Raw genomic sequence first — 23,944 nt, 5'->3', positions numbered from 1 at the left:
CCGTGCGATAACTGTATAACGGCGTGGTAACGAATGCAACGGTTTGGTTACGGAAAGTTTGGATGGATGCCGATGTTCTGTCCCTTCTCACGAGAGTTGGCACGTTCTCACGAGAGCTGGCATTGCCTCCGGAACCACTCCACAGGAACTTCACCGACTGACGAATGGGGGCGCATCCCCGCTTCTGCAGGAATACCTGCACGCGTCACTGGTTGTGGCAAGGGTGACTTCTTCCGTAGGTATCTCGACCGCCCCCGCCCGCACAGCTCTTGTCGTTGGAGCCTCTGGAATCACAGGGTCGGCGCTGGTGGAGCAACTTGTGCACGACGGCTGGGAGGTACTGGCGCTCTCCCGGCGCGCGTCCTCGTCCGAGGGGGTTCGCGGCATCGCCGCCGACTTGCGAGACCTTGGCAACCTCACTGCAGCTCTCGCCAATGAGCGCCCTACCCACGTGTTCTTCACGGCATGGCAGCGGCAGGCGACCGAGGCCGAGAATATTGCGGTGAACGGGGCGATGGTTCGCGATCTCCTCGCGGCCCTGTCGCATGCACCACTCGAACACGTCGCTCTGGTGACGGGCCTCAAGCACTACCTCGGCCCATTCGAGGCTTACGCCGCAGGCGAGATGCCTGACACTCCGTTCCACGAGGAGGAGCCGCGCCTCGACACTCCCAACTTCTACTATGCGCAGGAGGACGAGCTCTTCGCTGCCGCCGAGAAACAGGGCTTCACCTGGTCGGTGCATCGTTCGCACACCGTGATCGGTTACGCCGTCGGCAACGCGATGAACATGGGACTGACGATCGCGGTGCAGGCGACGATCGCGAAGGAGCTCGACCTGGACTTCGTGTTCCCCGGCAGTGACATGCAGTGGAACGGGCTGACCGACATGACCGACGCGGGTGTCCTGGCCGAGCAGATGGTGTGGGCCTCGACGGATCCCGCGGGCGCCGACGAAGCGTTCAACATCGTCAACGGCGACATTTTCCGGTGGCGGTGGATGTGGCCACGCCTGGCCGGGCACCTCGGCATCGACCCGCGGCGTGTCAAGGGCTACGAGGGTGCGCCAAAACCCCTCGAAGAGCAGATGGCCGCTCACGAGCATGCTTGGCCCGATATCGCCAGCAAGCATGGGTTGGTCGAGTCCGACCTCAGCCGCGTCGCCTCCTGGTGGCACACTGACGCCGACCTAGGCCGCGAAATGGAAGTCGTCACCGACATGGGTAAGAGCCGGGATGCCGGGTTCCTCTCCTACCGGCGCACGGAGCAGGCGTTCGCTGAGCTCTTCGATCGCTACCGTGACGAACGTCTCATCCCGTAATAGCCGGGTGGCGAGATGCCTTGCCGAAATCCGACATCTCACTTACGGTTAGGCATATGCCTAAGTATGTCGATGAAGTCGATGCCGTGCTCCGCGCTCTCGCGGATCCCACCCGCCGGGCCGTCGTGGAGCGGCTGACGAAGTCCCCTGCGATCGTTTCCGACCTCGCGGCACCGTTCTCGATGGCATTGCCATCACTCATGCAGCACCTCAGCATCCTTGAGAACGCGGGTGTGGTCACGTCGGAGAAACACGGGCGCGTGCGTACCGTGAGCCTGCGACCGGGTGCCCTCGACGTGCTACATCTGTGGCTCGGCGAGCAGCGAACCCCCGCAGAACACCAAGCCGACCGGCTCGGCATCCATCTCGCACTGGCGACCCCGAAGGGAATCTGAAATGACCCGCGTTCGCATGGACCTTTTCACTTCGCTGGACGGTTACACGCCGTCCGACGCGACACCCGACAACCCGATGGGCGAAGACTGGGAGCGCCTCACAGCTGCGTACGCCGCTACCCGTACGTTCCGGGAAAAGGTCTTCGGCGACACTAGCGGCGCAGGCACGACCGGCGTCGATGACCGATACGCCGTCGCGTTCGCCGAGGGAGTCGGCGCCGAAATTATGGGCGCGGGGATGTTCGGACTCCACTCCTTTCCGGACGATGCAGACTGGAAAGGCTGGTGGGGCGATACACCGCCGTTCGGCACCGCGGTCTATGTGCTCACCCACGCCGCATCGCGTCCGTCGCTCCCGATGAAGGGCGGCACCACGTTCCACTTCCGCGATACCGCGATAGAGGACGTGCTCGCCGAGGCGACGGAGGCCGCTGGCGACCTGGATGTGCGCGTCGGTGGTGGGTACCGTACGGCGCGCGACTTCCTGCGCGCCGGGCTCGTCGACGACCTGCACCTCCAGGTCGCTCCGATTTTCCTCGGCCGTGGTCATCGGCTGTGGGACGACCTGCGCAGCTTCGAACTCACCCACAAAGTTACGACGGAAGTAGCGGAGAGCGGCGTGATCCACGTCACTCTGACGCGATAGGACGCACTGATGACGATAGAACGCCGACTCGCTCGCTCCGGATTCACCCTGACCCGTGACTACCCCGCTCCTCTTGAGCGCATCTGGGATGCGTTCGCCGACGAGGACCAGAAGCTGGTTTGGTGGGGTGACGGCGACCGCGTGGAGACTCGTGAGTGGGTGTTCGACTTCCGCGTCGGCGGACGCGACGTCGACGAGGGTAAATTCCACAACGGTCCAGTCTCACGGTACGAGGCCACGTATACCGACATCGTCGAACACGTCCGCATCGTCACGACATACGACATGTGGCTCGACGGGGCCCACATGTCGACATCCGTGGCGTCATTGGAATTCGAGCCGACGGATGCGGGCACCAGATTCACGCACGTCGAGCACGGTGTCTTCTTCGACCAGTTCTGGGCTGACGGGCCGGGACGTGAGGAAGGCACCCGAGGCCTGCTCGACGCACTGGGTAGCTACCTCGCGTGACGCCTCCATCACTCAGAGACCAGCGCGTGCGAGCTGCGAGATGCAAGCCGGGGAGACGACGACTTGCATCTCAAGCCGCTTGAGGTCGCAAGGTGGGGACATGAACATTTCAGAAGACACTCTCTACTCCATCGGCGAGGTCGCACATCGCACCGGGCTCAGCGTCAGCGCCATCCGCTACTACGCCGATGAGGGGCTCGTACACTCGACGGACACGACCGACGGCGGCCATCGCCTTTACGACGTGGATGCGATCGCCCGCCTGGAGTTCGTGCGCACGCTGCGCGACCTCGAGACCGGTCTGGATCAGGTGCGCCGCGTCCTCGCCGGAACGACCTCGCTGCGAGACATCCTCGCCGAGCATCTCGATGTCATCGAGAGGCGGACGACGGACATTCAGGCGAAGCGAGCCGTGCTCCGCGCACTCGTGCGGCAGGAGGGCACGACGGAACGCGCGAATCTCCTGCGCAAGTTGGTGACGATGTCCGACGCCGAGCGTCAGCGACTGGTCGATGACTTCCTGGATGACGTCACCGCAGGCCTTCCAGATGAGGCGATCGAGCGGATCCGTAAAGCGCGGCCAGTGCTATCGCCCGACCCTGCCCCGGAACAGCTCGATGCCTGGGTCACCTTGGCAGAGCTGCTGCGGGACGACCGGTTCCGTGAGGCGACCCGTTCCTATCTGCACGAGACGTATGCGGAGTTCCCCGGCTCGGAGATCTCCACACCTCACGTGCAGGATTTCATCAACTCGGCGGGCACCGACCTGACGCCAAAACTGATGGCTGCTCAGCAGGCGGGATACGCTGCGGATGACGCCCAGGTGGTCGCCCTCGCCGCACAACTGGTCGAGCAGCTCGCACAGGCCTTCGGAGTCGCGGCTGACGACGACCTTCGGCGACGGCTCGCGGCCCGCTATCACGATCTCGACAGTCTCACCCTCGAGGCGCTCCAGGACGCGGACTACAACGCGACCGAGGGGCGCTACCTCGAACTCGTCTCGATCATCAATGATCAACCCCACCCGGATGCGGCTCTCCTCGACAGCGCTCGCCGAGAGCAGAGCGACGGTGACGGGCCCGGTTTCCGAGACCTCGGCCAGTGGCTGTCCGCCGCAATTCTCGCCGCGCGGTAATTCAGAGGTCGGCGCGGACGGATGCGGCGGGGTGTCGCCCGCAGGGACAGTGCCGGGGCCAAGACTCATCCTTGCCTCCGCGTACGATGCAAGGATGAGGGTCGTCCGCTTTCTCCTGACTCGTGTCAAGTGGGACGTACTGTCCGCGGTCGTTCTCGTCGGCCTGTCGTTCGTGCCGGGTGTGGCGCAGCAGGGGCTGGAGCTGGCCACCTCGCCCGATCGACCGCTCGATCTGCTCGGCGCATCGCTCATCGTGATCCAGGGCGGCGGAGTCGCGCTACTGCGCCGATGGCCACAATGGTCCTTGGCACTGACCTTTTCAGCGTTCGCGGCGTACCAACTGCTCGGGTTCCCCACGACGTTCGCTGCCCTCGGTCTGCTCGTTGCACTGGTGGGCGCGGGGGCGTTGGTCGAGCGGCATCGGATGCTAACTGCGATGCTCGCCTTGGGTGGGTACGTCGCTCTCGTCGTGGCGCTGATCGCGCTCAACGCCGCACTCACCGTGCTCGACGCACTGGTCTTCGGCGCGCTTCTGGCGGCGCTGTGGATGTTCGGTTCGTGGCTCCGATCGCAGGCCGCTTTGCGTCGCGGCCGCACTGAGAGAGCTGAACGGGAGACGATCACGGCCGAACGGGCGCGCATTGCACACGAGCTGCACGACGTGGTCACTCATCATGTGACGGCGATGGTCGTGCAGGCTGAGGCCGGTCAGTTTCGTCAGAATATCGATCAGGGGACGCTGGATCTCCTTGCGTCCATCGCCGACGGGGGCAGAACGACGCTCGTCGACCTCCGCAGTCTGCTCGGGGCTCTCGAGGGGGATGCTGAGGTCACGCGAGCGCCCGCCGAGCAGCAGGTCGGCGAGATCGTCACCCGGGCCCGCTCGACCGGTCAGGTGGTCGAGCTCGTGGAGCGTGGCGAGCCTCGACCGCTGACAGGGGCCACCGGACTCGTGGTCGTTCGGGTCGTGCAGGAGAGCCTCACAAATGCGATGAAGCACTCGCGTGACGGTGCCGCAGCGGTGGCGATCGAATATGGCGAACGTGAGATCCTGGTTGAAGTGGTCAGTTCCGGCCGCAGCCGCAAGAGTGCGGCTTCGATGTCTGGGGGTCGGGGGATCATCGGGATGCGTGAGCGCGTGGAACTCGTGGGCGGCGACCTGCAGGCCGAACCGGTCGGCGATCGGTTCATCGTGCGTGGGCGGCTTCCCGCATGAGTGCGGACTCGACGAGCATGCCCATCCGTGTCGTCGTCTGCGACGACCAAGAGCTCGTGCGCACCGGATTCGTCACCATCATCGATGCTCAGCCCGATCTCATAGTCGTCGGCGAGGCGGCTGACGGAGAAGAGGCCGTACGGGTCACCCGTCGCGAGCAGCCGGATGTCGTAGTGATGGATATCCGTATGCCTCTTCTCGACGGGATCGAAGCCACGAGAAGAATAGCGGGGCCGCAGGTCTCGGACGCGGCGCGCGTGCTCGTGGTCACGACGTTCTCGCTGGACTCACTCGTATACGACGCCCTACGCGCGGGCGCGAGCGGCTTCCTGCTGAAAGACGCCAGGCCCGCCGAGCTGACGGCGGCTATTCGGACCGTTGCCGCGGGCGACTCGCTGATCGCGCCGGCAGTGACGCGATCGTTGATCGGACGCTACGGTGAGCGGCTGCGACCTTCGACGCAGGGCGGTGCGATCTTCGAAGCGCTAACGGCGCGGGAACGCGAAGTGCTGATCCTCATCGCCGAGGGGCTATCGAACGCAGAGATCGCTGCACAGCTCGTCATCAGCCATGAGACGGTGAAGACCTACGTGTCACGCATCCTGACGAAGCTCGACGTGCGTGATCGGGTGCAGGCTGTAGTCCTCGCGCACAGAGCGGGACTCGCCGCCTGGTCTTGACTCTCCGCGCGGATCGCTAGTATCCATGCCACTTGGGTCCCCCGAGCGAGGGATCACAAGTGTCCACCCTCGTGGGATTCGCCGTGTTCGCAAGCTCCGTAACGTCATTCTCGCACCCCGAAATCGAGTAGGGGATAAGGAGCAAGAATGACGAAATCCACGCAGGATCTCAAGCCATCAGCCAAGCCCAGAATCGAGGGACCCCGAACTCGATCCTGGATCAGAACGACCGTCGTCGTCGTCGGTTTCGCCGTGGCGATGCTCCTCACGAACTCCATCGCCGCAGAGCTGCACAACCCTGTGGCTGCGCTCATCATCGGACCCGTCCTGGCCATTGCGATGGCATACCTGTACATCTGGACAGGCCGACGCGTCGAACGTCGCCAGGTGACAGATCTCGCAGCGAAGGGCGCTACCCGTCACCTGCTGATTGGCGCGGGGGTCGGATTAGCTTTGTCGGCGGTGACCATCGGCATTCTCGCGCTTTTCGGCGCCTACACGATCACCGGCTGGGGGTCACTCGCCGGTGCGTTGGCCGTCGCCGGAACGATGTGCGCGGTCGCCGTTTCGGAAGAAGTGTTCTTCCGGGGAGTCGTGTTCCGACTCATCCAAGGTCGATGGGGCGCAGTCGTGGCGCTCGGCGCCTCGGCGATCATTTTCGGACTCGTCCACATGCTCAACCCGGGCGCCTCGCTGTGGGGTGCGGTTGTGATCACGATCGAAGCCGGACTCATGTTGGGCGCTGCCTACCTCGCGACCGGGTCGCTGTGGTTGGCCATCGGCCTGCACTTCGGCTGGAACTTTGCGACGGTGGGCATCTTCGGCACCGTGACCTCCGGCTCTGAGGCGCGCGATTCCCTTGTCACCGCCGTGACAAGCGGGCCGGCATGGCTCTCCGGGGGAAGTTTCGGACCAGAAGCCAGCATCATCGCCGTCCTGGTGTGCTCGGTGGCGACAGCGGTGCTTCTGATCGTGGCGCGCCGTCGAGGTCGACTTTCGCTTGGTCGTCGCTGATCGCCAGGGCCGGAGCGGTCGCCCGTGCGGGCAGCGGCGGTCCGGTCCTGACAGCGTGACTCCTACTCTGAGGCGACTGACCGGGTGCTGAGAGGGAAGCGTGCTCCAGTGAGCTGTTCGGAGACTTCCCAAAGCCGTCTGGCCGTGTCTAGATCCTGTGCGGCGGCGGACGGCGCACCCACCGCGGCCGGTCCGCGGACTCCGCCGAAACGGCTCGGCCCCGCGAAGCTGCCGCCGCCCAGGTCTCCGACCGCCGCCAACAGAGTGGGAAGTGCGCCGCCCTCGGGGCCGTGGGCGAGCAGAGGCGTGCTGATCGCCGACAGAACATCGAGAGCCCGGTTGCCGCTCGTGATCCGGAATCCGGTAGACGCCCAGCCGGGATGGGCGGCGGTGGCGATCACCGGTGAGCTGGCAGCGGTCAGGCGGCGCTGCAGCTCAGCGGTGAACAGCAGGTTCGCCAACTTGGACTGTCCATAGGCGCCGAACGGCTTGAACGCGCGCCGCTCCCACTGCAGATCATCGAAGTCGATCCGCGCGGTGCGGTGTGCGGATGACGAGATGGTCACGACTCGGTCAGCGACGCGGTCAAGCAGCAGGTTAGTCAGCGCGAAATGCCCGAGATGATTGACCCCGAACTGGGTCTCAAAGCCATCCTTGGTGTGCTGTAGCGAGTCGGTCATCGTGCCGGCGTTGTTGATGAGTACGTCCACTGCGCTGTCGATGCCGGCGGCGAAGTCCCGAATCGACGCTAGCGACGCGAGGTCTAACGGGCGGACTTCGACTTCACCATCGATCGTGGCGGCCGCAGCTCGACCCTTGTCCTGATCTCGCACGGCGAGGACGACTCGTGCTCCTTTGGAAGCCAGCGCGGCTGCCGCCGCCCGGCCGATCCCGCTATTGGCGCCGGTGATGATGACGGTGCGGCCGGTCTGATTTGGTATCTGAGAAGGTGAAGTCAATTTAGACATGACGTTAATGTAACCAGTGGAAACAATCTTGTCAACGGATACATCATTGATAGACTGCGCGTATGACGACTTCCCGTCCGTATCACCACGGCAATCTTCGTCGGGCCGTGCTCGATCAAGCGGCGATCGTGGTGCGTGACCGGGGAGTCTCTGAACTGTCGTTGCGCGAACTGGCCGCGACGATCGGCGTCACCCATGCCGCCCCGCGCCGGTACTTCGCCGGCAGGCAAGACCTTCTCGATGCCCTGGCTGTCGAGGGTTTCGTTCGGCTCGGTACCCGACTGAATGAAGCTGTCGAGGCATCGTCCGATTTTCACGAACAGCTTCGTTCGATCGCGCGCGTCTACCTCGACTTCGCGACCTCCGAAGCGAACCTCGTCGAGCTGATGTTCGCTCATAAACACGGAGCAGGCAGTGAAGCTGTGGGCCAGAATGCCGAGGCCGCATTTGCTCCGATTCTGCACGTGTTCCAAAGCAGCGGGACCCAAGATCTACTGCGGGGCCGGAAGCCGGAACGAGTCTCATTCGTATTCCTCGCCACTCTCCAAGGCCTCGCCGGCCTCGTCAACTGCGGCGTCATCCCTGCCAGTCAGCTTGGCGAGTTGATCGATGAGGCAGTTGGCCTTTATCCACCGAATCTCGCGTAGCTTGTCGATGTGAGTTCCAACGAGGATGTGCGGTCGTTCCTGAAGTCACGACGCGCTCGAATCGACCCCGAGAAGGTAGGGTTCGGCGCGGGCAGCCGGCGCAGGGTCCCGGGCCTGAGGCGCGAAGAAGTCGCGGCTCTCGCAAACGTCAGCGTCGACTACTACACGCAGCTCGAGCAGGGGCGGGACCTCCGACCGTCCGTCGCAGTGCTCGCCTCGATCAGCGATGCGCTTGATTTGGACGCCTCGGAGCGTTCGTATCTGACCCGCCTGACACGCTACGACGAACCGGCGAAGGGCACGGAAAAGTTGCGGGGTGGCCTTCGCGACTTGGTCGAGGGGATGCGCACTCAAGGCGCATTCATCGTCGATCACCGTATGGACGTGCTTGCCATCAACCGCATCGCAGACGCGCTCATGGGCGGGGCGATCAGTGGCGGGCAACACGACTGGAACCTTGCCAGGTACGTGTTCGAGGACCCTCACGCTGAAGTGACGCATCCGGATTGGGATGAGGTGGCCGAGAGCATGGTCGCAACACTCCGCTACGGCGTGACGCGGCGGCAGGACGATGTGGCACTCGACCGTCTCATACAGCGCCTCCACGGATCCGATCGATTTGCGCAGCTCTGGGAACAGCACGATGTCACTGCCAACACCAGCGGATCCAAACGCTTCCAGTTCGGCAGCCACGTCATCGACGTGCATTACGAGGTCCTTGTTCCTCCGACAGATGCAGACTTTCGGTTCACCATCTACAACGCGGCGCAGGATTCTGCGGCATACGAAGCGTTCGCCGCGATCATTGACGCTGCCGAGACGAATGCCCCCTGGGTGGTGACACCGACACCCCCTTAAAAGGTCACCTTCCACCCGGCACCTAATGCCGGGAAAGTGGAGGAATGACTACGCACACAACGAACAAAGTCGCCATCGTGACCGGCGCGTCGAGCGGCATTGGCCGTGCCACCGCGCAACGACTCGCGGCGGCCGGGTATGACCTCGTCCTCGTCGCGCGCCGCAAGGACCGGCTCGAGCAACTCGCCGCCCACCTCGGCGCTGCCGAGCGAACAGTGAGGGTTGTGGACGGTGACCTCGCTCATCCCGACACCGCGCAAGCTGCCGTCGCGGCGGCGATCGACATGGCGGATCGACTCGACGTTCTGGTCAACGCGGCGGGTCTCATGCTCATTGGTGACTCCGTGCAACAGCCCGTGGACGACTGGGAACGCATGATCGACGTCAATTTGCGCGGCTTGATGCACCTGACCAAAGCAGCCCTACCGCGACTCCTCACCACAGCCTCGGAACACGGTGGCCCCACTGATGTGATCAACGTCAGCAGCGTTGCGGGCCGGGTCATCGCAGCGAATACGGCCATCTACACGGCAACGAAGTTCGCCGTGACTGCCGCGACAGACGCATGGCGGCAGGAGTACGCCGGCACGGGGCTCCGATTCTCGGCGGTTGAACCCGGTTTCGTCGACACCGAACTTGGCTCGTTCCAAGACGCAACCCAAGCGTTCTACGACCACATGGCGTCCGAGCAGGACATCCTTCACCCCGACGACATCGCCTCCGCTATCGAATACATCATCACCAGGCCAGCGAGAGTCGCAATAAACGAGATCCTCGTCCGCCCGTCCCACCAGCAATAGATGCCGGCCAGTTCGCGTCACATCGACGGCGCCGCTCGAAACGATTTGGTGACGTGGCTACGAGATTGCGCGCAGTCGGGGGATGTCGCGTCTTCAGCGTCTGCGGCAACTCAGAGCGACCGCCGCCCACCCGATTGATCTGCCGTTCAGGTCGTGCTGTTAGCGTCGCTCCCCAGCGAAAGGACGATTGAGTGAGTCGCAAAATTTGGGTAGGGCTGGGCGTGGCAGTCGCACTGTTTGGTCTCGTCGGATGCAGCAGCACCAGTTCAGAGGAACCAGCCCCCGAGAGCAGTCAGCAGGAGGGTTCGTCTCAACAACCCGATGTGGAGGGTGTCCCTGACGTGGTCGCGGAGGTGAACGGCGTAGAGATCACCAAGGACGAATTCGTCAGTCTTTATGAGATGCAGTTCACGCAATCGCAGTCTCAAGCGCAGCAGACCGGCGAAGCTATCGATCAGGATCAGTTGCGCACGCAGACGGCGGAAGCGATGGTCGACACCGAGCTCCTCGTGCAGGAAGCAGACGAGCGCAAGATCGAAATAACACAGGAGGAACTCGATTCCGCGCTGGAGCAGCTTGCTACGTCCAGCCAGATGGAGTCGACGGATGCTCTGCTCGCGGCGCTGAAGGAACAGGGCATGGGTGAGAAGGAAGTGTTCGCTGAGCTGGAGATGCAGCAGAGAGTGGACCGTCTTCTTACCGAGGAGGTCGGAGACGCGGAACCGACCGAGGAGGAGCTCCTCGAACTCTACGACCAGGCTGCCGCCCAGCAGGAGCAGTCCGGTGGCGAGGCGCTACCGCCGTTCGAAGAGGTGAAACCGCAGATCGTCGAACAGGCCGTGAACACCAAGAAGTCCGAGGCCTACCAGACACTGGCTGCCCAGCTACGTGAGGGAGCAGAGATCACGCTGAACCTGTGATCCGGTGCCCCCGAAGCGCCGGGACAACGGTTCAGAGCGAGACACCTGCCGATTCTCGCATCTCAGCGGGTCCAGAAGCCTTCAGGGGTCGACCCAGGTCGGAAGCCGAAGCTTTCGACCATTGACATGGCCTCAGGGAAGTTCGCCGCGAGTGTGGCCGGGCCATGAGCATCGCTGCCGAACGACACCGCGCGCCCTCCTTCTTCTCCCCACCACTGCGGAATCCACGGCTCAAGTCGTCGGGTGTTCATCTCCAAAGCCCTGCCAGAATCAGCGATCGCGCGCATCGCCGCCCGGAACCCGTCTTCGAATGGTCGCGGATTGAAAGGCCCTGCCGTGAGAACTGGCCAGGAGCGGGCCGCGTAATCGATGTGCGTGAAGACAGCAAACGAATCTGAGCCAGCGACCATTCGCGGGATCTCTTCGAGGTACGCCCGCATGACTTCATCCGCTGGTCGATGGCGATAAAGGGTTGTTGGCTCCGTTCGATCCTGGCCATCGGACGGGAGCATGTGCAAAGAACCGTTTACGCGATCGATCAGCCCGCTCGATAGCAGAGCAGTGGCCTTGCTGTCCCACAGGTGGGGTTGCCCGAATTCCACCCCAGTAAGGATGCGGAGGTCTGGGTACTTGTGACGACAACGGTCAATTGCCTCTAGGTATCCTTCGAAATCGAACGGGGGGAGTCTCACGTACCCGGATTCGTCGACGTAGCGCTGGCCGTATTCACCGATATCTCCGGCGTCGACGCGCCAAAAATCCTCCAGATCAAGGTGCTCCGTGAAGACGAGCGCTGGCAGCCCGATTCGAGAGGCCTGCGCGCAGATTCGACCCATGGCACCAGCCGAAGACGGGTCAGAACCGGCATCCCACGAATACTCGCTGTGAACGTGAGCGTCCGCGGTCAGATTTGTCATGCGCTCAAACTACCCGGATGCGGCGAATCGGCCGGCTCGGTAGCATGCAACGCATGGCTATCAAACTTGAGAACGTCGGCGTCGCCGTTCGCGATCTCGAAGCAACGATCTCCTTCTTCACTGACCTCGGGCTCACGGTTATCGGGCGGGACACGGTCAGCGGCGAATGGACAGACACAGCCGTCGGCCTGGATGGCAACCATGCCAAGATCGCGATGCTCCAGACCCCAGACGGTCACGGTCGCCTTGAGCTCTTCGAATACATCCACCCCGACGCGATCGAGTCGACACCGACTCTCCCCAACGAGATCGGCATGCACCGCGTCGCCTTCTCCGTCGACGACATTGACGAAGCCCTGGCGATAGCCGCGCGGCACGGGTGTCATCCGCTTCGTGGCGTCGCTACCTACGAGGACGTCTACAAACTCACGTACCTCCGTGGCCCCAGTGGCATTCTCGTGATGCTCGCGGAGGAACTGAAGAAGAGCTGACCGCCGATCAGCCGGCGATCCGCCACTTGGGGGTTGCGTCAGGATGCACTGACGTCAGATAATACTGACGTCAGTGATATCTGACGACGACCACGAGGAGACGCAGATGATGAAGAGTTCCCTGCCGAGTTCGCATCACCCTGACTGGGTCTTGGAACTGGAAGGCTCGGACATATTGTCTGGGCGAGCCGAGTTACCGGAGTTCAGGAGCACACCGTGGACGGTTCATTTCTCGCTTCCGTCTGAATTGTCGGAGCTGGACGGGGTAGCCGACCCGTTGCTGTTCATCTATGCCGGAGCGGGATCTGTTCGAGACATCGAATCGAAGATGGATGAGCTCGTCGCAATGGCGAGGGAACAGGGGCGTTCGTGGACAGAGATCGGCCGGGCTCTCGGTGTGACCAAGCAGACCGCGTGGGCACGCTTGTCACGAGTGGTGGCGGATGGAAAGACCAAGACGATCGAGGATGCTGGTAATGGTGAAGTGCTCGTCCGCAGCAAGGACGACATAACCGCCGCCGACGGGGCAAGGCACGACGTGCTTGAGGGGAAGGCCGCCGCATCCACGCGGACGACATCCAATGTCTTCCAACTGCTCGAGCGCAACGGCATCCCGACCCACTTCGTGGACAGCGTTGACGACGTCACTTTCCGAGCTCGCGACGTAGAGATGATTCCGCTGGAACTCGTAGCGCGTCGTTACGCCGCCGGTAGCTTCCGAGATCGCTTCCCCGAATTGTCCGAAGGTGCGCTCCTCGAAGAACTCGTCTTTGAGATCTTCGAGAAAGACGATGCCCAACACGATCCGCTGCTCGACTTTGACTTCGATGCTGGCCTTTTGCGGCGCCGCGTGCCGAACAACACGGCGGCCGAAGCGATCGGAGCAGGCGTCAAGGCGGGCGACCTCATCAGCGAGGAGCCTCTGGGCGAGAGCCGCTACGCCGATATCTCGCCGGAGCTCATCGCGAGCCTTCGGGACCGAACCGTCTCGGCCTTCGAGATTATTGAGGACGCCTGGCGACAGCAAGGCGGCGTCTACATGGACTTCAAGATCGAGTGTGGTTTCGATCGCGAGACCCGCGAACTGGTCGTCGCGGACGTCGTTGATAGCGACTCTGGCCGTCTGCGCTTCGGCAACGTCGACATGTCCAAACAGTCGTATCGAGACGGCACGGCTTCGCTGCCAGATATCAAGAAGAAGTTCGACGAGGTCGCAGCTCTGACGGATCGCTTCGTCTGACCGGCAAGATCATCGATTCACGCCGAGCCGCATCACACAACGGGGGGATAACCCCCGTGAAGAATCGGATGCTGGCCCGCTGGCTGATCGAACCATACGAAGCGAGGATTGATTCATGACCAACTTCCTGCTCGATGCCCAAGCTGGTAGCGATTCTGACACGCTGGGACACGTGACTTCTTCACCGCCCATCGAACGCCCGAAGCGCGGCTCTAGCTACGGCAGGCTGTGGCAGTCCGTACCGCGTGAGCTGGGCTTCCTGCTGCTCACGTTCCCCATCGTGACGGTCGGGCTCGTGATCGGGTGGGTGCTCTTCGCCGTCGGGATCGCAACCCTGATCATTTGGATCGGCCTCTTCATATTCGTTGCCGGCTTGTTCGTTGCCCGGGCCTTCGGCACCCTAGAACTCACCAGGTTGAGTTGGGCCGGGCTTCCGGCTATTGCTCGTCCACGCTGGGAGCCGGCCGTTCGCCGTCCGGGCCTGAGCGGCTGGTTCCGTGGTCTCTTCAGCAACGCTCACTATTGGCTCTATCTGCTGCACACCCTGCTGCTCGGATTTATCCTGGGGACATTCACCTGGGCCGTCAGCCTCGTGTGGGTGGCCGTGGGTGTCGGTGGTGTCAGCTACTGGTTCTGGGGTCGATTCCTTCCGCAGAGCGAGCAAGACGTCTGGTTGCATGACGTCGTGCTCCGGTTCTTCTTTCCCGAGTTCCAGATGGCAGACAGCTACGTCGGGCGCTTCTATGGAGAGAGCGTGCTGTACGCGATAGCCGGCGTCGTCTTCCTGGCGACGCTGCCGTGGGTGGCCAGAGGTCTCATCCTGTTGCATCAGGGACTCGCGGTAGGTGTGCTCGGCGCATTCCGCTCAGAGGCACTCGAGCGAGAGGTCGCCGACCTCGGCGCGTCGCGTGGTGCGGCCGTCGCAGCCGAGGACCACTCGCTGCGCCGCCTTGAGCGCGACATCCACGACGGGCCTCAGCAGCGGCTCGTGCGGCTGCAGTTTGATCTGGCCAGCGCAGGGCGCAAGCTTGAGAGCGATCCGGAAGCCGCCCGCACGCTACTCGATGGCGCCATGCAGCAATCTCGCGACACGCTTGAAGAGCTGCGTGAGCTGTCCCGCGGATTCGCACCGCCGATCCTGCAAGACCGCGGCCTTGCCGCTGCGATCGATTCGCTTGCCGGACGCAGCACAGTTCCCGTGACCACAACGGTGACACTCACCGGTCAGGCGCTGCCGCCAGAGGTCGAGCGCAGCGCATACTTCGTGGTGGCTGAACTTCTCACGAACGTGACGAAACATGCATCCGCATCGCGGGCAGAGCTCACCGTCGACTCGACCAGGGCCATTGCCGGTGCGGGAAACGTGCTGTCGATCGTCGTCTCCGATGATGGCGTCGGGGGAGCGGAAGTGGCAGAAGGGCGCGGCCTGGCCGGCCTCCGTGAGAGGATCCATGGCCTCCGCGGCAGCCTCCACGTCACGAGTCCGGCAGGCGGTCCAACCGTCATCTCGGCGAGCATCCCGTATGAGGCGACAACGGGCACGGTATCTTGATCGGATGGCAGGCCAGAGGGATGACGATCGCACGGCGGTGAGAATCGTCTTGGCCGAAGACTCTCTCCTGCTGCGCGAAGGTCTCATCAGACTCTTCGACGAGGCAGGGTATGAGACGGTGGGCGCCTACGGCGACGCGGATGCCCTGCTCGCCGAGGTGGCGGAGCTGCAGCCCGACCTCGCCGTGCTCGACGTACGGATGCCGCCGACCTTTCGCGACGAGGGGGTGCGTGCTGCCCTCGAGCTGCGCCACCGGCATCCGGATGTAGGCATCCTGCTGCTCAGCCAGTACGTCGAAGAGACCTACGCGGTGGAATTGCTCGCCGCCGGAGACACAGGTCTTGGTTATCTGCTGAAAGACCGGCTCGCATCAATCGACGAATTGAAGGATGCTGTCGCGCGGATTGCCGACGGCGGGACCGTGCTCGACCCGCAGGTCGTGCGCCAGCTCCTCGGACGCCGTCGGGATCCGCTCGCAGCTCTGACCCCTCGGGAACGCGAAGTCATCGCGTTGATGGCGGAAGGCCGCACCAACGCCGGCATCGCGGAAAGCCTTGTCATCGGCGTTGGGGCGGTTGAGAAACACGCGACATCAATCTTCAGCAAACTGGGCCTCGACGGCTCTGGATCGGCGCATCGCCGTGTGCTGGCGGTACTCGCCTGGCTGCAGCGCTAAGGCAGACCCTCACCAAGGTGACACTTGTCACGAAGTATCGTGACGCGCTGACACTTCCGGGTGCTCCGCGCACCTGATGGTCTTGTCGGACACCCTCTGCGCGCTACTGTGCGCGTCTCGACTCGAACGGCATCCATGCGCAAGATCACCAAATCCATCCTTATCGGCGTAGGCGTCATCATCGCCGTACCAGTACTGGCCGTTGCGACGACCTTCACCGTGAATGTCGTCGCAACGAGTATGGAAGCGGGAAGGATCCTGCCATACGGGCAGCTCGTGCCTGTTGATGGCAAGGAGGTGAACGTCGTCATCTCCGGTGACGGCGAGGAGACCATCGTGCTCATTCCCGGGCTCGGGACCGCCGCACCAGGGCTCGACTTCGCGCCTCTGGTCCAGGAGCTGAAGAGCGACTATCGCGTCATCGTGGTCGAGCCTTTTGGCACAGGTCTCAGCGACGGCACCGACACGGCGCGCACCGCGGAGAACATCATGGGGGAGATGCATGAGGCGCTCGAGCACCTCGGTGTCGACCGTTTCGTACTGATGGCGCATTCGGTCGGAGGAATCTATGCACTCACCTACAGCAGCGCATATCCCGATGACCTCATCGCATTCATCGGCATCGACAATAGCGTCCCTGATCAGGCGGGCGCAGAAGACCCGCTTCCGGCGGACTTCATAGCCACGCTGGGCGACCTCGGGATCATGCGTGTCCTCACGGCGATGTCGGGTGACGCTTACGAGGGATTCCCGTATGGCGAGCAAGAAAAAGAACAGATGGGGCTGTTGACGATGAAGAACACCACTGCATCAACGATGGTGGATGAGATGCGGCACAAGTCAACGAACTTCGCCGCGGCCAGCGGCAAGACCTTTCCCGCGGACCTGCCAGTGCTGGACTTCGTCAGCTCGATTGATACCGGCGTGACGGGCTGGGTGGAGATCCACCGTCAGCAAGTGGAAAGCGTCGATCATGGTCAGATCGAGGTCCTCGATGCACCCCACTACCTGCACCACGTCCTGTCGAAGGAGATTGCGCAGAGCACGCGGACATTCCTCTCGGAAATCGCATCGCGCTGAGGGCGGACTATTCGTCGGACGGTAGAGCATCCGCTTCGGGCATGCCGGGACCGGGGCCGGGGCGAACTGGCGTGTCTTTCGCTATATCGACTCGCGTGACGCCGTTGCGCTCGGTCACCTCAATTCGCGGAGCCGCGTCGTCTTCCGAGGCGTCGGGAGCCGAGGTCAACTGGTCGTGGCGCTTCTGCTCATCCGTCATGCCGTCATCGACGTTCAGGTCTCCTTCTTCGGGAGTTCGGTCGTCACTTCCGTCTGCTGACATGTTCAACTCTGACATCGCGTTTCCTTTGGTCGGTGGGAACCAGGTTGACAGCCAAAGGCAGTTTCGCATCGCCCATTGACAATTAGTCGTCGTGTTCACATAGATGCTATTTGCAGATAGCAGTGAGCTCCGCGAGGACTCGGGGATGCGCGAGCACACGAAAGTGGCCGCCCGTGTCGAGCAGGACGTTCTTGGCCCCCGGGAGCTCACTGCCCTCAGGAATGTGGGGATCGAAGCGGGCATAAACCGAGATGACCCTGCTGTTGATGGCTGTGTTCCGGGTGAGGCTAACGATCTCCGGGTCGGTGGGAGAAAATGCGCGCAGCGTGCGGCCGACCATCAGACGCGCATATCGAGATCCACCGAAAGGTGTCGCAATGGCGAGCATGCCGCGCACCCGGCTTCCGGCAGCACCGACCATCACCAGCTTTCCCGCGAGGCCTCCTTTGCTGTGCGCTACCAGGACAACGTCCTTGAGATTCTCGGCCTGCAGGTAAGACGCGACCTCCTCGGCCATTTCCGCGATCGGTCGATGGTTCCGTCGGAGTAACTCCACGATGTGTACAGGGTGGCCCCTGGCATGCATCTCCTCGACCAGCGGCTGCATGAACTTCCAGGTTTCGAAAACTCCGGGCAGCACGATGATGGGAACCCCATTACCGATCAGGAAGGAAGAGGGGGCGGTTCGGTTGAAGAGCGCTCGCGTCTGCCATACCAGTGCATACGCGTAGTCCCATATCCACCACACGGCGGCTCGGAGCATGTCGTTCATGCGGACAATTCTCTTCGAATTTCCGGAGGACCGGTGAAAGAGCGGATGACGGAGGGACGTAGTCGACGTCACTCTTCTGTGCGGAAATTGGCTGCCTTGTGTGTCCCGTCACAGAACGGCTTGATCGTGGACAAGCCGCACCGACACAGGGCCACGGTACGGCGACTGCGCTTTATGGGCTCGCCGTCTGGGGTTCGAAGCTCAACGTCGCCGCGGAGCAGTAGGGGGCCATCCGGGTAAGGTGTGATCGTCGCGCGCTCCGTGTTCATCGTGTGCCTCCTGTCCGCAATGATGATGTTCCGTTCGACCATGCGTCGAGGATGTGCGCCCCTACCCAACCATCGACGGTCAGGCACGCGGCCGCACCGAACATAATGTCCTTGAGCAGGTCGGGCCGGTCCTCGGCGAGTGCGCCGGCGAGATCACGGCCTGCGATCTGTTCATGCACGGCGTCCGCTTCGACATGCTCGTCGAAGTAGTCAGTGACGTCTTCGCCGAAACCAAGTCGTCGAAAGCCATCGCCGTACATGCGGTTCGGAATCGAGGATGTCATTTCGAATGCGGCGAGGTGGCCGACGATCGCTCCGACGAGTCGTCGGTTGATACCGAACATCGACATCATGTTGTGCGAAGTGAGGGTGACAGCCGGGACCACGTCGACGTAGCTGCCGTATGAGTCGTCCAGTCCGGCACCCCGCATCGAAGCAGCGAAGATCGTGGCGTGCATGCGATCAGCTCGCCCACCCCCATATTCGTCGGCTTGGATCTCCACGAGCGCTGCTTTGGCGCGACCGTGCAAGCGGGGGATCGCCCAGGAGTGCGGATCTGCTTCGCGCAAGGTGTACACGGATCGCTGCACGAGGAATTCGCGCGCCTGCTCCACCGTCGCCTTCTTGGCCACATAGCGCGACAGGCTCGGTCCGGAGTCGTCATTGGTGAGCGCGAACAGCGATCTGGCGACGGCATCGATCGCAGGATCGGGGAGATCCGGTATCTGCACGGCCGCGCGGAGATCGCTTTCGAAGCGCTCTTCTAGGATTCGTCGCGTTGTGATCAGCTGTGGGTCCCATTCAAGATCCGATGCGAATTGATCGACCGATCCATAGGCGGATGCGTACAACGTGAATAGGGCGAGTTGGATGTCTTCGTCCCTGAAGATGTCAGAAGTCTCAGCGACCGCGCGAGCTGCCAAGGCGCCATGATCAAGGCCTTCGCGTGAGCCGGTGAGGTGACGCATTACGGCGTTACTGAGTGGTCCGCGCGAAGCGAAGGGCAGACGGACAGCGTCTGGGGCGATGGCGATGGTGGACACAAGTCACTCCGTTCCTGGGGATACCAGCATTTTGCGGGTATCGATGTCGCGAAAGAACCTCCTTGACGTTTGCCGCCGGAGCAAGTAGCGATTCGCTCACACGTATCCCACATGTTGCCCGTTGACGCAACCCCCGAACGCCACCGCTCGTGTGGGGCGTAAACCTGTCGAGTAGACCCGCTCGGAGGCCATCCGGCAGCGGCGCAACGAGATCATGGAGGCAAGCAATGTATTTTCACGTGCAAGAGTTCATCAACGAGATCGCTCAGGACGAGCCGGATCCCGCGGCAGCGAACGCGCTGCAAGAAGGCCTTGGTGGACAATTCGGCGAGATGCGAACGATGATGCAGTACCTCTTTCAAAGCATCAATTTCCGCGGTCCGAACGGTAAGCCGTACAAGGACCTGATCCAGGGCATCGGTACGGAAGAGATCAGCCACGTCGAACTGATCGGGACGACGATCTCGCGGTTACTCGACGGATCCCCGCGCTACCAGGGAAAGCCCACTGATCCGGTCGACGAGCCGGCTGCCGGCGGAGCCACGCCGTTGAGCATCGCGCTGGATACGAGCAACATCCACCACTACCTCGTTGGCGCACAGGGGGCCCTTCCCGTGGATGCTGCGGGCAATCCGTGGATGGGCAGCTACGTCTACAATTCGGGCAACCTCGTCCTCGACCTGCTCTACAACCTCATGCTCGAATCGACCGGCCGTCTGCAGAAGTGCCGCCTCTACGAGATGACCGACAATAAGACCGCCCGCAGCACGATCTCTTATCTCATCGTTCGAGATCAGGCGCACGAGAACGCGTATGCGAAGGCGTTGGAAACGCTCGGAGTGAACTGGCGTACTTCGCTGCCCATCCCGAAGACGAATGCCGAGCAGTTCCCTGAGGTCAAGGCGCTCCTCGACCTCGGGCTGCAGAGCAAGCAGTACTCCTTCGACCTGACGGCGCAGTCCGAGGCGGGGAAGATCTTCCAGGGAGCATCGCCCTCGAATGACGGGACGGTTCTCGACGCGAGTGAGCAGGCGCCGTCGGGAGTTCCGATGACCATCTCACCCGAACGACTCGAGGAGTACTCGCCGGGAGCCGATGACGAACTTCGGAAGCTCATCGAAGCCACTGCGGCGATGGAAATGGCCGATATCGATGCGACGTTCGGACGAATGACCTGAGCAGGGTGGCCGATGGCGGGCGAGGAAAGGGTAAGGTCTCCGGATGGACGAGATGCAGACGATGGTGCGCACGCAGATTGCTGTGAATGGTGGAAGCTTCTTCCTGGCGCAGGGTCAGGACCTCGAAAACCTGAAGCGGCAGGTCGAAGACGCCGCGCAGTCCACTGGGAAATTCGTGGACTTCGTGGTCGTGGGCAATCGCGCGGTGAGCGTTCTGGTTTCCTCAAGCACTGAAGTCGTGGTGTCTGTCGAGACCGTTCAATTCGATCCTCGTGATACGGGCGATGATGACGTGCCCTTTGGCGGCCTCTTCGACCTTTGAGCCGACAGATCCACGCCTTAACCATTCGATATCGCGAGAGAATTGATTCGTGACCGCGATCATCCTTAGCGACCTCCAACTCCGACTCTCCGCCGAAGGGCTCCTCGACGAGCCGTCCATCGACGATGGATTCGTCTCCGGACGGGCACACTTCGAGACGGCAGGCAACGCCGTGACAGTGCATGTCGACCCAGATCTTGAGGAGGCCGACGACGATGACATCGACGTTCGCGGGCTCGTGGAGATGGTGTCGCGGGTGCTTGCTTTTCCCGAGGCGCGTTGGCGGGCGGTCCTCGATCGCATTGCGGAAGAGATTGAGGATGCCGTCGGCGATCCCGACGCGATCGCGGAGAAGACCGACCTGCGGCTGGATCTCGAGGTGCACTCGATAACCGTGCTGCCCGACGCGGTTCTGCTGTCTTTTGTCGCGCCGCGTCAGTTCCCCGAATCGTGGATTCGTGCACAGCTGGACGACGAACTCGAGATCGAGGATGTCTTCGTCGAGGAGAAGCTCGATGGCACGTCCAGTTAGCGGGCGGCTATTTGCTACTATCGCGGCGCGTGACGCTGTGCCATCATCGGCAAATGGAGCAATATCTGTGGGTACTGAAGCGTGACGAACTCGATCTGATTCGTGAACTTGAGCCCGACCGCATCGCGGCGCTCGATGAAGACGAGCTCTTGTCATTGCATAAACGCATCCGTCGAGCACGCAACAAACACACCAAGAATTACCGTCGTCGCGCGGCCGCAGAAGTACAGGAGGCGGGAGGCAGAGGAGCCGCTGCCCCGGTCTCAAGCAAATCACGCGCCCGTGCGTATGTGTTCGAAGAGGCGCTTTCGATCGTGAGTGCCGAGCTGGCCAGGGTGGCACACGAGGCGGCCGAGGCGCTCAAGGATGAACGCTTGGCGCGTGCGCGCGCCGGAAAGTCGACCGGGCCCGACACGTCGGGCATCCAGGACGAAAATGGGATCGGCCCTGGGCAGACCCGCTCGCATCAGAAGACCACAGGTGGCGTGAAACGCGATGCCTCCAGTCGCGCCCAGGGCGCCCGCCGTCAAGCGAAACGAGACGGACGGTAGCCACGGCGACGGCGTCGCATCTGAGGCACGGGGCAGCTGACGAGAAGTAACAGAGCACCTTCGTATCCGCAACGTGGGATAGCGTCACGGAATGGAATTGGAAGACATCTGGCCGCTGTTCGGACTCGAGATCACCACTCCGAGGTTGGTATTGCGACCGATCAGAGACATCGACCTGCCAGAGCTCGTGCGGGCGGCTCTTGACGGTGTGCATGATCCTGAACGGACGCCATTCAGTGTGCCGTGGACCGACGCCGATCCCCGTGACCTGCCGAGGAACCTCGCGACATTCCAGTGGAGTCTGCGCAACCGCGTCTCGGAGCGACACTGGAACGTCGCCTTCGGCGTCCACTTCGAGGGTCGCGTAGTCGGGTCGCAGGATCTCTCTGCCCACGACTTCACCGACCGGCGCACGGTGAACACCGGATCCTGGCTCACCCAGCGGGTGCACGGCAAGGGGCTGGGAACCGAGATGCGCGCCGCGTTGTTGCTGTTCGCGTTCGATGTGCTCGGAGCGGAATGGGCTGAATCCGGTGCTGCGAGCTGGAACGAGGCATCCCTGAACGTGTCGAAAAAACTCGGCTACGAGCTGAACGGCATCACTCGGGTCGCGCCGCGGCAGGGCGAGCCCGTCGAGGAGCAGCGTGTGCGCCTTGAAAAGGCTGCGTTCGTGCGTCCAGACTGGTCGATCGAGGTCAGCGGTGTGGAACCCGCCCTCGCCCAGTTAGGTGTGAAGCGCTGAGCAAAGGTCCGAGCCGATCACGCGATACTTGACCCTGACACTGTGGCAGGCGGGAGAACTGAGACATGTTATCCATCGGAGCTTTCGCGCAGATCGGCCAGGTGACCCATCGGATGCTTCGGCATTGGGACACCGCAGGTCTGCTCGTACCGGCTCACGTGGACGAGTTCAGCGGTTATCGCTCTTATGACCCATCGCAGCTGGAACGACTGCATCGGATCGTCGCGTTGCGTCAACTCGGGTTCGGTCTCGATGACATCTCATCGATTCTCAACCAGGGAGTTGACGCGGATCGCATCGCTGCGCTGTTGCGAATTCGGCGTGCCGAGGTCGAGCAGGAGCATCGAATTGCCGCTGGCAGACTCGTTGACGTGGAACGGCGGCTTCACCTCATCGAGAAAGAGAATCACATGTCGCACATTGAAATCATCGAGAAGCCCCTGCCCGCTGTCCGCCTCGCAGCCCGTCGCACTGTCGTCGCCGATCAACCCGACGTTGCGGGCTTCGTGGGACCAGCGTTCGATGCCGTCTCAGAGCTCATCGGCGATGAGCCCGGATCGCTGACGACGCCGATTGCCCAATACGAGACGATCGACGGCGGACTCCAGATCATCGCGGGTTACGCGTATAACGGTCCCGCTCGGGATGGCTTCGAGATCATCGAGCTGCCGGCCGCGGAAGCCGCCGTCTGCGGCATCCATCTCGGATCGATGGAGCAGATCGCCGAAAGCTGGCAGGCGATCCACTCCGAGATCTTTGCTCGGGGTCTGGTGCACTCCGGCCCGTGCCGCGAGCTGTATGTGCGGGCTGTCTCGGATGACCAGTCCGATTGGGTGACGGAGCTGCAGCAGCCGGTCACTCGGCGTTGAGTGTGACGCCTTCTTTGTGGTCGGCAGTCCACTGCTGACCCCACTGATCCATCATCTCGACGAGCGGCTCCAACGATCGGCCTTGAGGAGTGAGTGAATACTCGACGCGTGGCGGAACCTGCGCGAACACTTCGCGATGCACGAGATGGTCCGACTCCAGTTCGCGCAACTGACGGGTGAGCACGCGGTCCGTGATGTCGCCGATGTCCCGACGGAGTTCGCCGAATCTGCGCGTGCCGGCTAGAAGCTTCTGGATGATCGTCAGCTTCCATGACCCTCCGACGATGCTCACCGTCACCTCAACGGGGCATACGGAGGCGGCATGTGTGGTGGAAGATCTCATTTCGACACTATCCAGACAGTCGGTATAGGACAGA

30 protein-coding genes are annotated in these 23,944 nt (G+C 62.6%); 23 read left to right on the top strand and 7 right to left on the bottom strand.

Going from position 1 to position 23,944, the window contains the following annotated elements; genetic code table 11:
• Positions 1–223: 223 nt before the first annotated feature.
• The 8 genes from AC1C2Q_RS05805 to AC1C2Q_RS05770 all read left to right on the top strand — a co-directional run bounded on the left by AC1C2Q_RS05805 (position 224) and on the right by AC1C2Q_RS05770 (position 6,878).
• On the top strand, positions 224–1,321 hold the full coding sequence (locus AC1C2Q_RS05805; RefSeq protein WP_495449341.1) for an SDR family oxidoreductase: 1,098 nt from the start codon (positions 224–226) through the stop codon (positions 1,319–1,321).
• A gap of 56 nt (positions 1,322–1,377) precedes the next feature.
• On the top strand, positions 1,378–1,716 hold the full coding sequence (locus AC1C2Q_RS05800; protein ID WP_495449340.1) for an ArsR/SmtB family transcription factor: 339 nt from the start codon (positions 1,378–1,380) through the stop codon (positions 1,714–1,716).
• A gap of 1 nt (position 1,717) precedes the next feature.
• A complete protein-coding gene (locus AC1C2Q_RS05795; protein ID WP_495449339.1) occupies positions 1,718–2,362 on the top strand; it encodes a dihydrofolate reductase family protein in 645 nt (214 codons plus the stop codon).
• Between the two features lie 9 nt (positions 2,363–2,371).
• Entirely contained in the window at positions 2,372–2,833 is a 462-nt protein-coding gene (locus tag AC1C2Q_RS05790) for an SRPBCC domain-containing protein (protein ID WP_495430099.1), read from the top strand.
• A 100-nt stretch (positions 2,834–2,933) separates the two neighbouring features.
• Positions 2,934–3,968 carry a helix-turn-helix domain-containing protein gene (locus AC1C2Q_RS05785; protein WP_495449338.1) on the top strand — a complete coding sequence of 345 codons (1,035 nt, stop codon included), beginning with the start codon at positions 2,934–2,936 and terminating at the stop codon, positions 3,966–3,968.
• A gap of 94 nt (positions 3,969–4,062) precedes the next feature.
• The gene (locus AC1C2Q_RS05780; RefSeq protein ID WP_495449337.1) at positions 4,063–5,184 is read left to right on the top strand and encodes a sensor histidine kinase; all 1,122 of its coding nucleotides are present in this window, start codon (positions 4,063–4,065) and stop codon (positions 5,182–5,184) included.
• Positions 5,181–5,864: a response regulator gene (locus AC1C2Q_RS05775; RefSeq protein ID WP_495430096.1), complete on the top strand. Its 684-nt coding sequence runs from the start codon at positions 5,181–5,183 to the stop codon at positions 5,862–5,864. The genes AC1C2Q_RS05780 and AC1C2Q_RS05775 overlap by 4 nt, the downstream gene beginning before the upstream one ends.
• Positions 5,865–6,011: 147 nt before the next feature.
• A complete protein-coding gene (locus tag AC1C2Q_RS05770; protein WP_495449336.1) occupies positions 6,012–6,878 on the top strand; it encodes a CPBP family intramembrane glutamic endopeptidase in 867 nt (288 codons plus the stop codon).
• Between the two features lie 62 nt (positions 6,879–6,940).
• Here AC1C2Q_RS05770 and AC1C2Q_RS05765 read toward each other — a convergent pair whose 3' ends face one another.
• On the bottom strand, positions 6,941–7,846 hold the full coding sequence (locus AC1C2Q_RS05765) for an oxidoreductase (RefSeq protein WP_495449335.1): 906 nt from the start codon (positions 7,844–7,846) through the stop codon (positions 6,941–6,943).
• A 62-nt stretch (positions 7,847–7,908) separates the two neighbouring features.
• On the opposite strand from AC1C2Q_RS05765, the gene AC1C2Q_RS05760 reads away from it, so the two are divergent.
• From AC1C2Q_RS05760 to AC1C2Q_RS05745, 4 genes are all read left to right on the top strand, one after another.
• Positions 7,909–8,493 (top strand): TetR/AcrR family transcriptional regulator, encoded by a 585-nt coding sequence (locus tag AC1C2Q_RS05760; protein WP_495430093.1) that lies wholly within the window; start codon positions 7,909–7,911, stop codon positions 8,491–8,493.
• 9 nt (positions 8,494–8,502) lie between these two features.
• Positions 8,503–9,351: a helix-turn-helix domain-containing protein gene (locus AC1C2Q_RS05755; protein ID WP_495449334.1), complete on the top strand. Its 849-nt coding sequence runs from the start codon at positions 8,503–8,505 to the stop codon at positions 9,349–9,351.
• Positions 9,352–9,395: 44 nt separating this feature from the next.
• Complete coding sequence (locus AC1C2Q_RS05750) at positions 9,396–10,151, top strand: SDR family oxidoreductase (RefSeq protein ID WP_495449333.1); 756 nt, start codon at positions 9,396–9,398, stop codon at positions 10,149–10,151.
• Positions 10,152–10,342: 191 nt separating this feature from the next.
• Positions 10,343–11,071, top strand: coding sequence for a SurA N-terminal domain-containing protein (locus AC1C2Q_RS05745; protein WP_495430090.1), 729 nt, complete (start codon positions 10,343–10,345; stop codon positions 11,069–11,071).
• A 62-nt stretch (positions 11,072–11,133) separates the two neighbouring features.
• On the opposite strand, the gene AC1C2Q_RS05740 is transcribed toward AC1C2Q_RS05745, so the two are convergent.
• Positions 11,134–11,988 carry a PHP domain-containing protein gene (locus AC1C2Q_RS05740; protein WP_495449332.1) on the bottom strand — a complete coding sequence of 285 codons (855 nt, stop codon included), beginning with the start codon at positions 11,986–11,988 and terminating at the stop codon, positions 11,134–11,136.
• A gap of 53 nt (positions 11,989–12,041) precedes the next feature.
• Here AC1C2Q_RS05740 and AC1C2Q_RS05735 point away from each other — a divergent pair, with 53 nt between their 5' ends.
• The 5 genes from AC1C2Q_RS05735 (at position 12,042) to AC1C2Q_RS05715 (ending at position 17,027) form a co-directional block, all read left to right on the top strand.
• Positions 12,042–12,479 (top strand): VOC family protein, encoded by a 438-nt coding sequence (locus AC1C2Q_RS05735; RefSeq protein WP_495449331.1) that lies wholly within the window; start codon positions 12,042–12,044, stop codon positions 12,477–12,479.
• A 106-nt stretch (positions 12,480–12,585) separates the two neighbouring features.
• Positions 12,586–13,719, top strand: a complete 1,134-nt coding sequence (locus tag AC1C2Q_RS05730; protein WP_495449330.1) for a phosphoribosylaminoimidazolesuccinocarboxamide synthase — start codon at positions 12,586–12,588, stop codon at positions 13,717–13,719.
• A 115-nt stretch (positions 13,720–13,834) separates the two neighbouring features.
• On the top strand, positions 13,835–15,271 hold the full coding sequence (locus tag AC1C2Q_RS05725) for a sensor histidine kinase (protein ID WP_495449329.1): 1,437 nt from the start codon (positions 13,835–13,837) through the stop codon (positions 15,269–15,271).
• Between the two features lie 4 nt (positions 15,272–15,275).
• Complete coding sequence (locus tag AC1C2Q_RS05720) at positions 15,276–15,947, top strand: response regulator (protein ID WP_495430084.1); 672 nt, start codon at positions 15,276–15,278, stop codon at positions 15,945–15,947.
• Between the two features lie 135 nt (positions 15,948–16,082).
• Complete coding sequence (locus AC1C2Q_RS05715; protein ID WP_495449328.1) at positions 16,083–17,027, top strand: alpha/beta hydrolase; 945 nt, start codon at positions 16,083–16,085, stop codon at positions 17,025–17,027.
• Between the two features lie 7 nt (positions 17,028–17,034).
• On the opposite strand, the gene AC1C2Q_RS05710 is transcribed toward AC1C2Q_RS05715, so the two are convergent.
• From AC1C2Q_RS05710 to AC1C2Q_RS05695, 4 genes are all read right to left on the bottom strand, one after another.
• Positions 17,035–17,304 carry a multidrug transporter gene (locus AC1C2Q_RS05710; protein WP_495449327.1) on the bottom strand — a complete coding sequence of 90 codons (270 nt, stop codon included), beginning with the start codon at positions 17,302–17,304 and terminating at the stop codon, positions 17,035–17,037.
• A 91-nt stretch (positions 17,305–17,395) separates the two neighbouring features.
• A complete protein-coding gene (locus AC1C2Q_RS05705; protein WP_495430080.1) occupies positions 17,396–18,061 on the bottom strand; it encodes an esterase/lipase family protein in 666 nt (221 codons plus the stop codon).
• Between the two features lie 68 nt (positions 18,062–18,129).
• Positions 18,130–18,330 carry a CDGSH iron-sulfur domain-containing protein gene (locus AC1C2Q_RS05700; protein WP_495430079.1) on the bottom strand — a complete coding sequence of 67 codons (201 nt, stop codon included), beginning with the start codon at positions 18,328–18,330 and terminating at the stop codon, positions 18,130–18,132.
• Complete coding sequence (locus AC1C2Q_RS05695) at positions 18,327–19,298, bottom strand: iron-containing redox enzyme family protein (protein ID WP_495450548.1); 972 nt, start codon at positions 19,296–19,298, stop codon at positions 18,327–18,329. Before AC1C2Q_RS05695 ends, AC1C2Q_RS05700 begins: the two co-directional genes overlap by 4 nt.
• A gap of 302 nt (positions 19,299–19,600) precedes the next feature.
• Between AC1C2Q_RS05695 and AC1C2Q_RS05690 the strand changes: the two genes are divergently transcribed.
• The 6 genes from AC1C2Q_RS05690 to AC1C2Q_RS05665 all read left to right on the top strand — a co-directional run bounded on the left by AC1C2Q_RS05690 (position 19,601) and on the right by AC1C2Q_RS05665 (position 23,567).
• Entirely contained in the window at positions 19,601–20,551 is a 951-nt protein-coding gene (locus AC1C2Q_RS05690) for a manganese catalase family protein (protein ID WP_495430078.1), read from the top strand.
• Positions 20,552–20,594: 43 nt separating this feature from the next.
• Entirely contained in the window at positions 20,595–20,873 is a 279-nt protein-coding gene (locus AC1C2Q_RS05685; protein WP_495449326.1) for a hypothetical protein, read from the top strand.
• A 49-nt stretch (positions 20,874–20,922) separates the two neighbouring features.
• Positions 20,923–21,405 carry a cytochrome C5 gene (locus AC1C2Q_RS05680; RefSeq protein WP_495449325.1) on the top strand — a complete coding sequence of 161 codons (483 nt, stop codon included), beginning with the start codon at positions 20,923–20,925 and terminating at the stop codon, positions 21,403–21,405.
• Between the two features lie 53 nt (positions 21,406–21,458).
• Positions 21,459–21,956: a hypothetical protein gene (locus AC1C2Q_RS05675; protein ID WP_495449324.1), complete on the top strand. Its 498-nt coding sequence runs from the start codon at positions 21,459–21,461 to the stop codon at positions 21,954–21,956.
• 91 nt (positions 21,957–22,047) lie between these two features.
• Positions 22,048–22,698 carry a GNAT family N-acetyltransferase gene (locus AC1C2Q_RS05670; protein WP_495449323.1) on the top strand — a complete coding sequence of 217 codons (651 nt, stop codon included), beginning with the start codon at positions 22,048–22,050 and terminating at the stop codon, positions 22,696–22,698.
• Positions 22,699–22,763: 65 nt separating this feature from the next.
• Positions 22,764–23,567 carry a MerR family transcriptional regulator gene (locus tag AC1C2Q_RS05665; RefSeq protein ID WP_495449322.1) on the top strand — a complete coding sequence of 268 codons (804 nt, stop codon included), beginning with the start codon at positions 22,764–22,766 and terminating at the stop codon, positions 23,565–23,567.
• Here AC1C2Q_RS05665 and AC1C2Q_RS05660 read toward each other — a convergent pair.
• Complete coding sequence (locus AC1C2Q_RS05660; RefSeq protein WP_495430063.1) at positions 23,554–23,910, bottom strand: winged helix-turn-helix transcriptional regulator; 357 nt, start codon at positions 23,908–23,910, stop codon at positions 23,554–23,556. The genes AC1C2Q_RS05665 and AC1C2Q_RS05660 overlap by 14 nt on opposite strands.
• Between the last annotated feature and the right edge of the window lie 34 nt (positions 23,911–23,944).

The organism is Microbacterium sp. Y356 (assembly GCF_059445355.1).
This window is presented reverse-complemented; position numbering and strand designations above follow the sequence as displayed.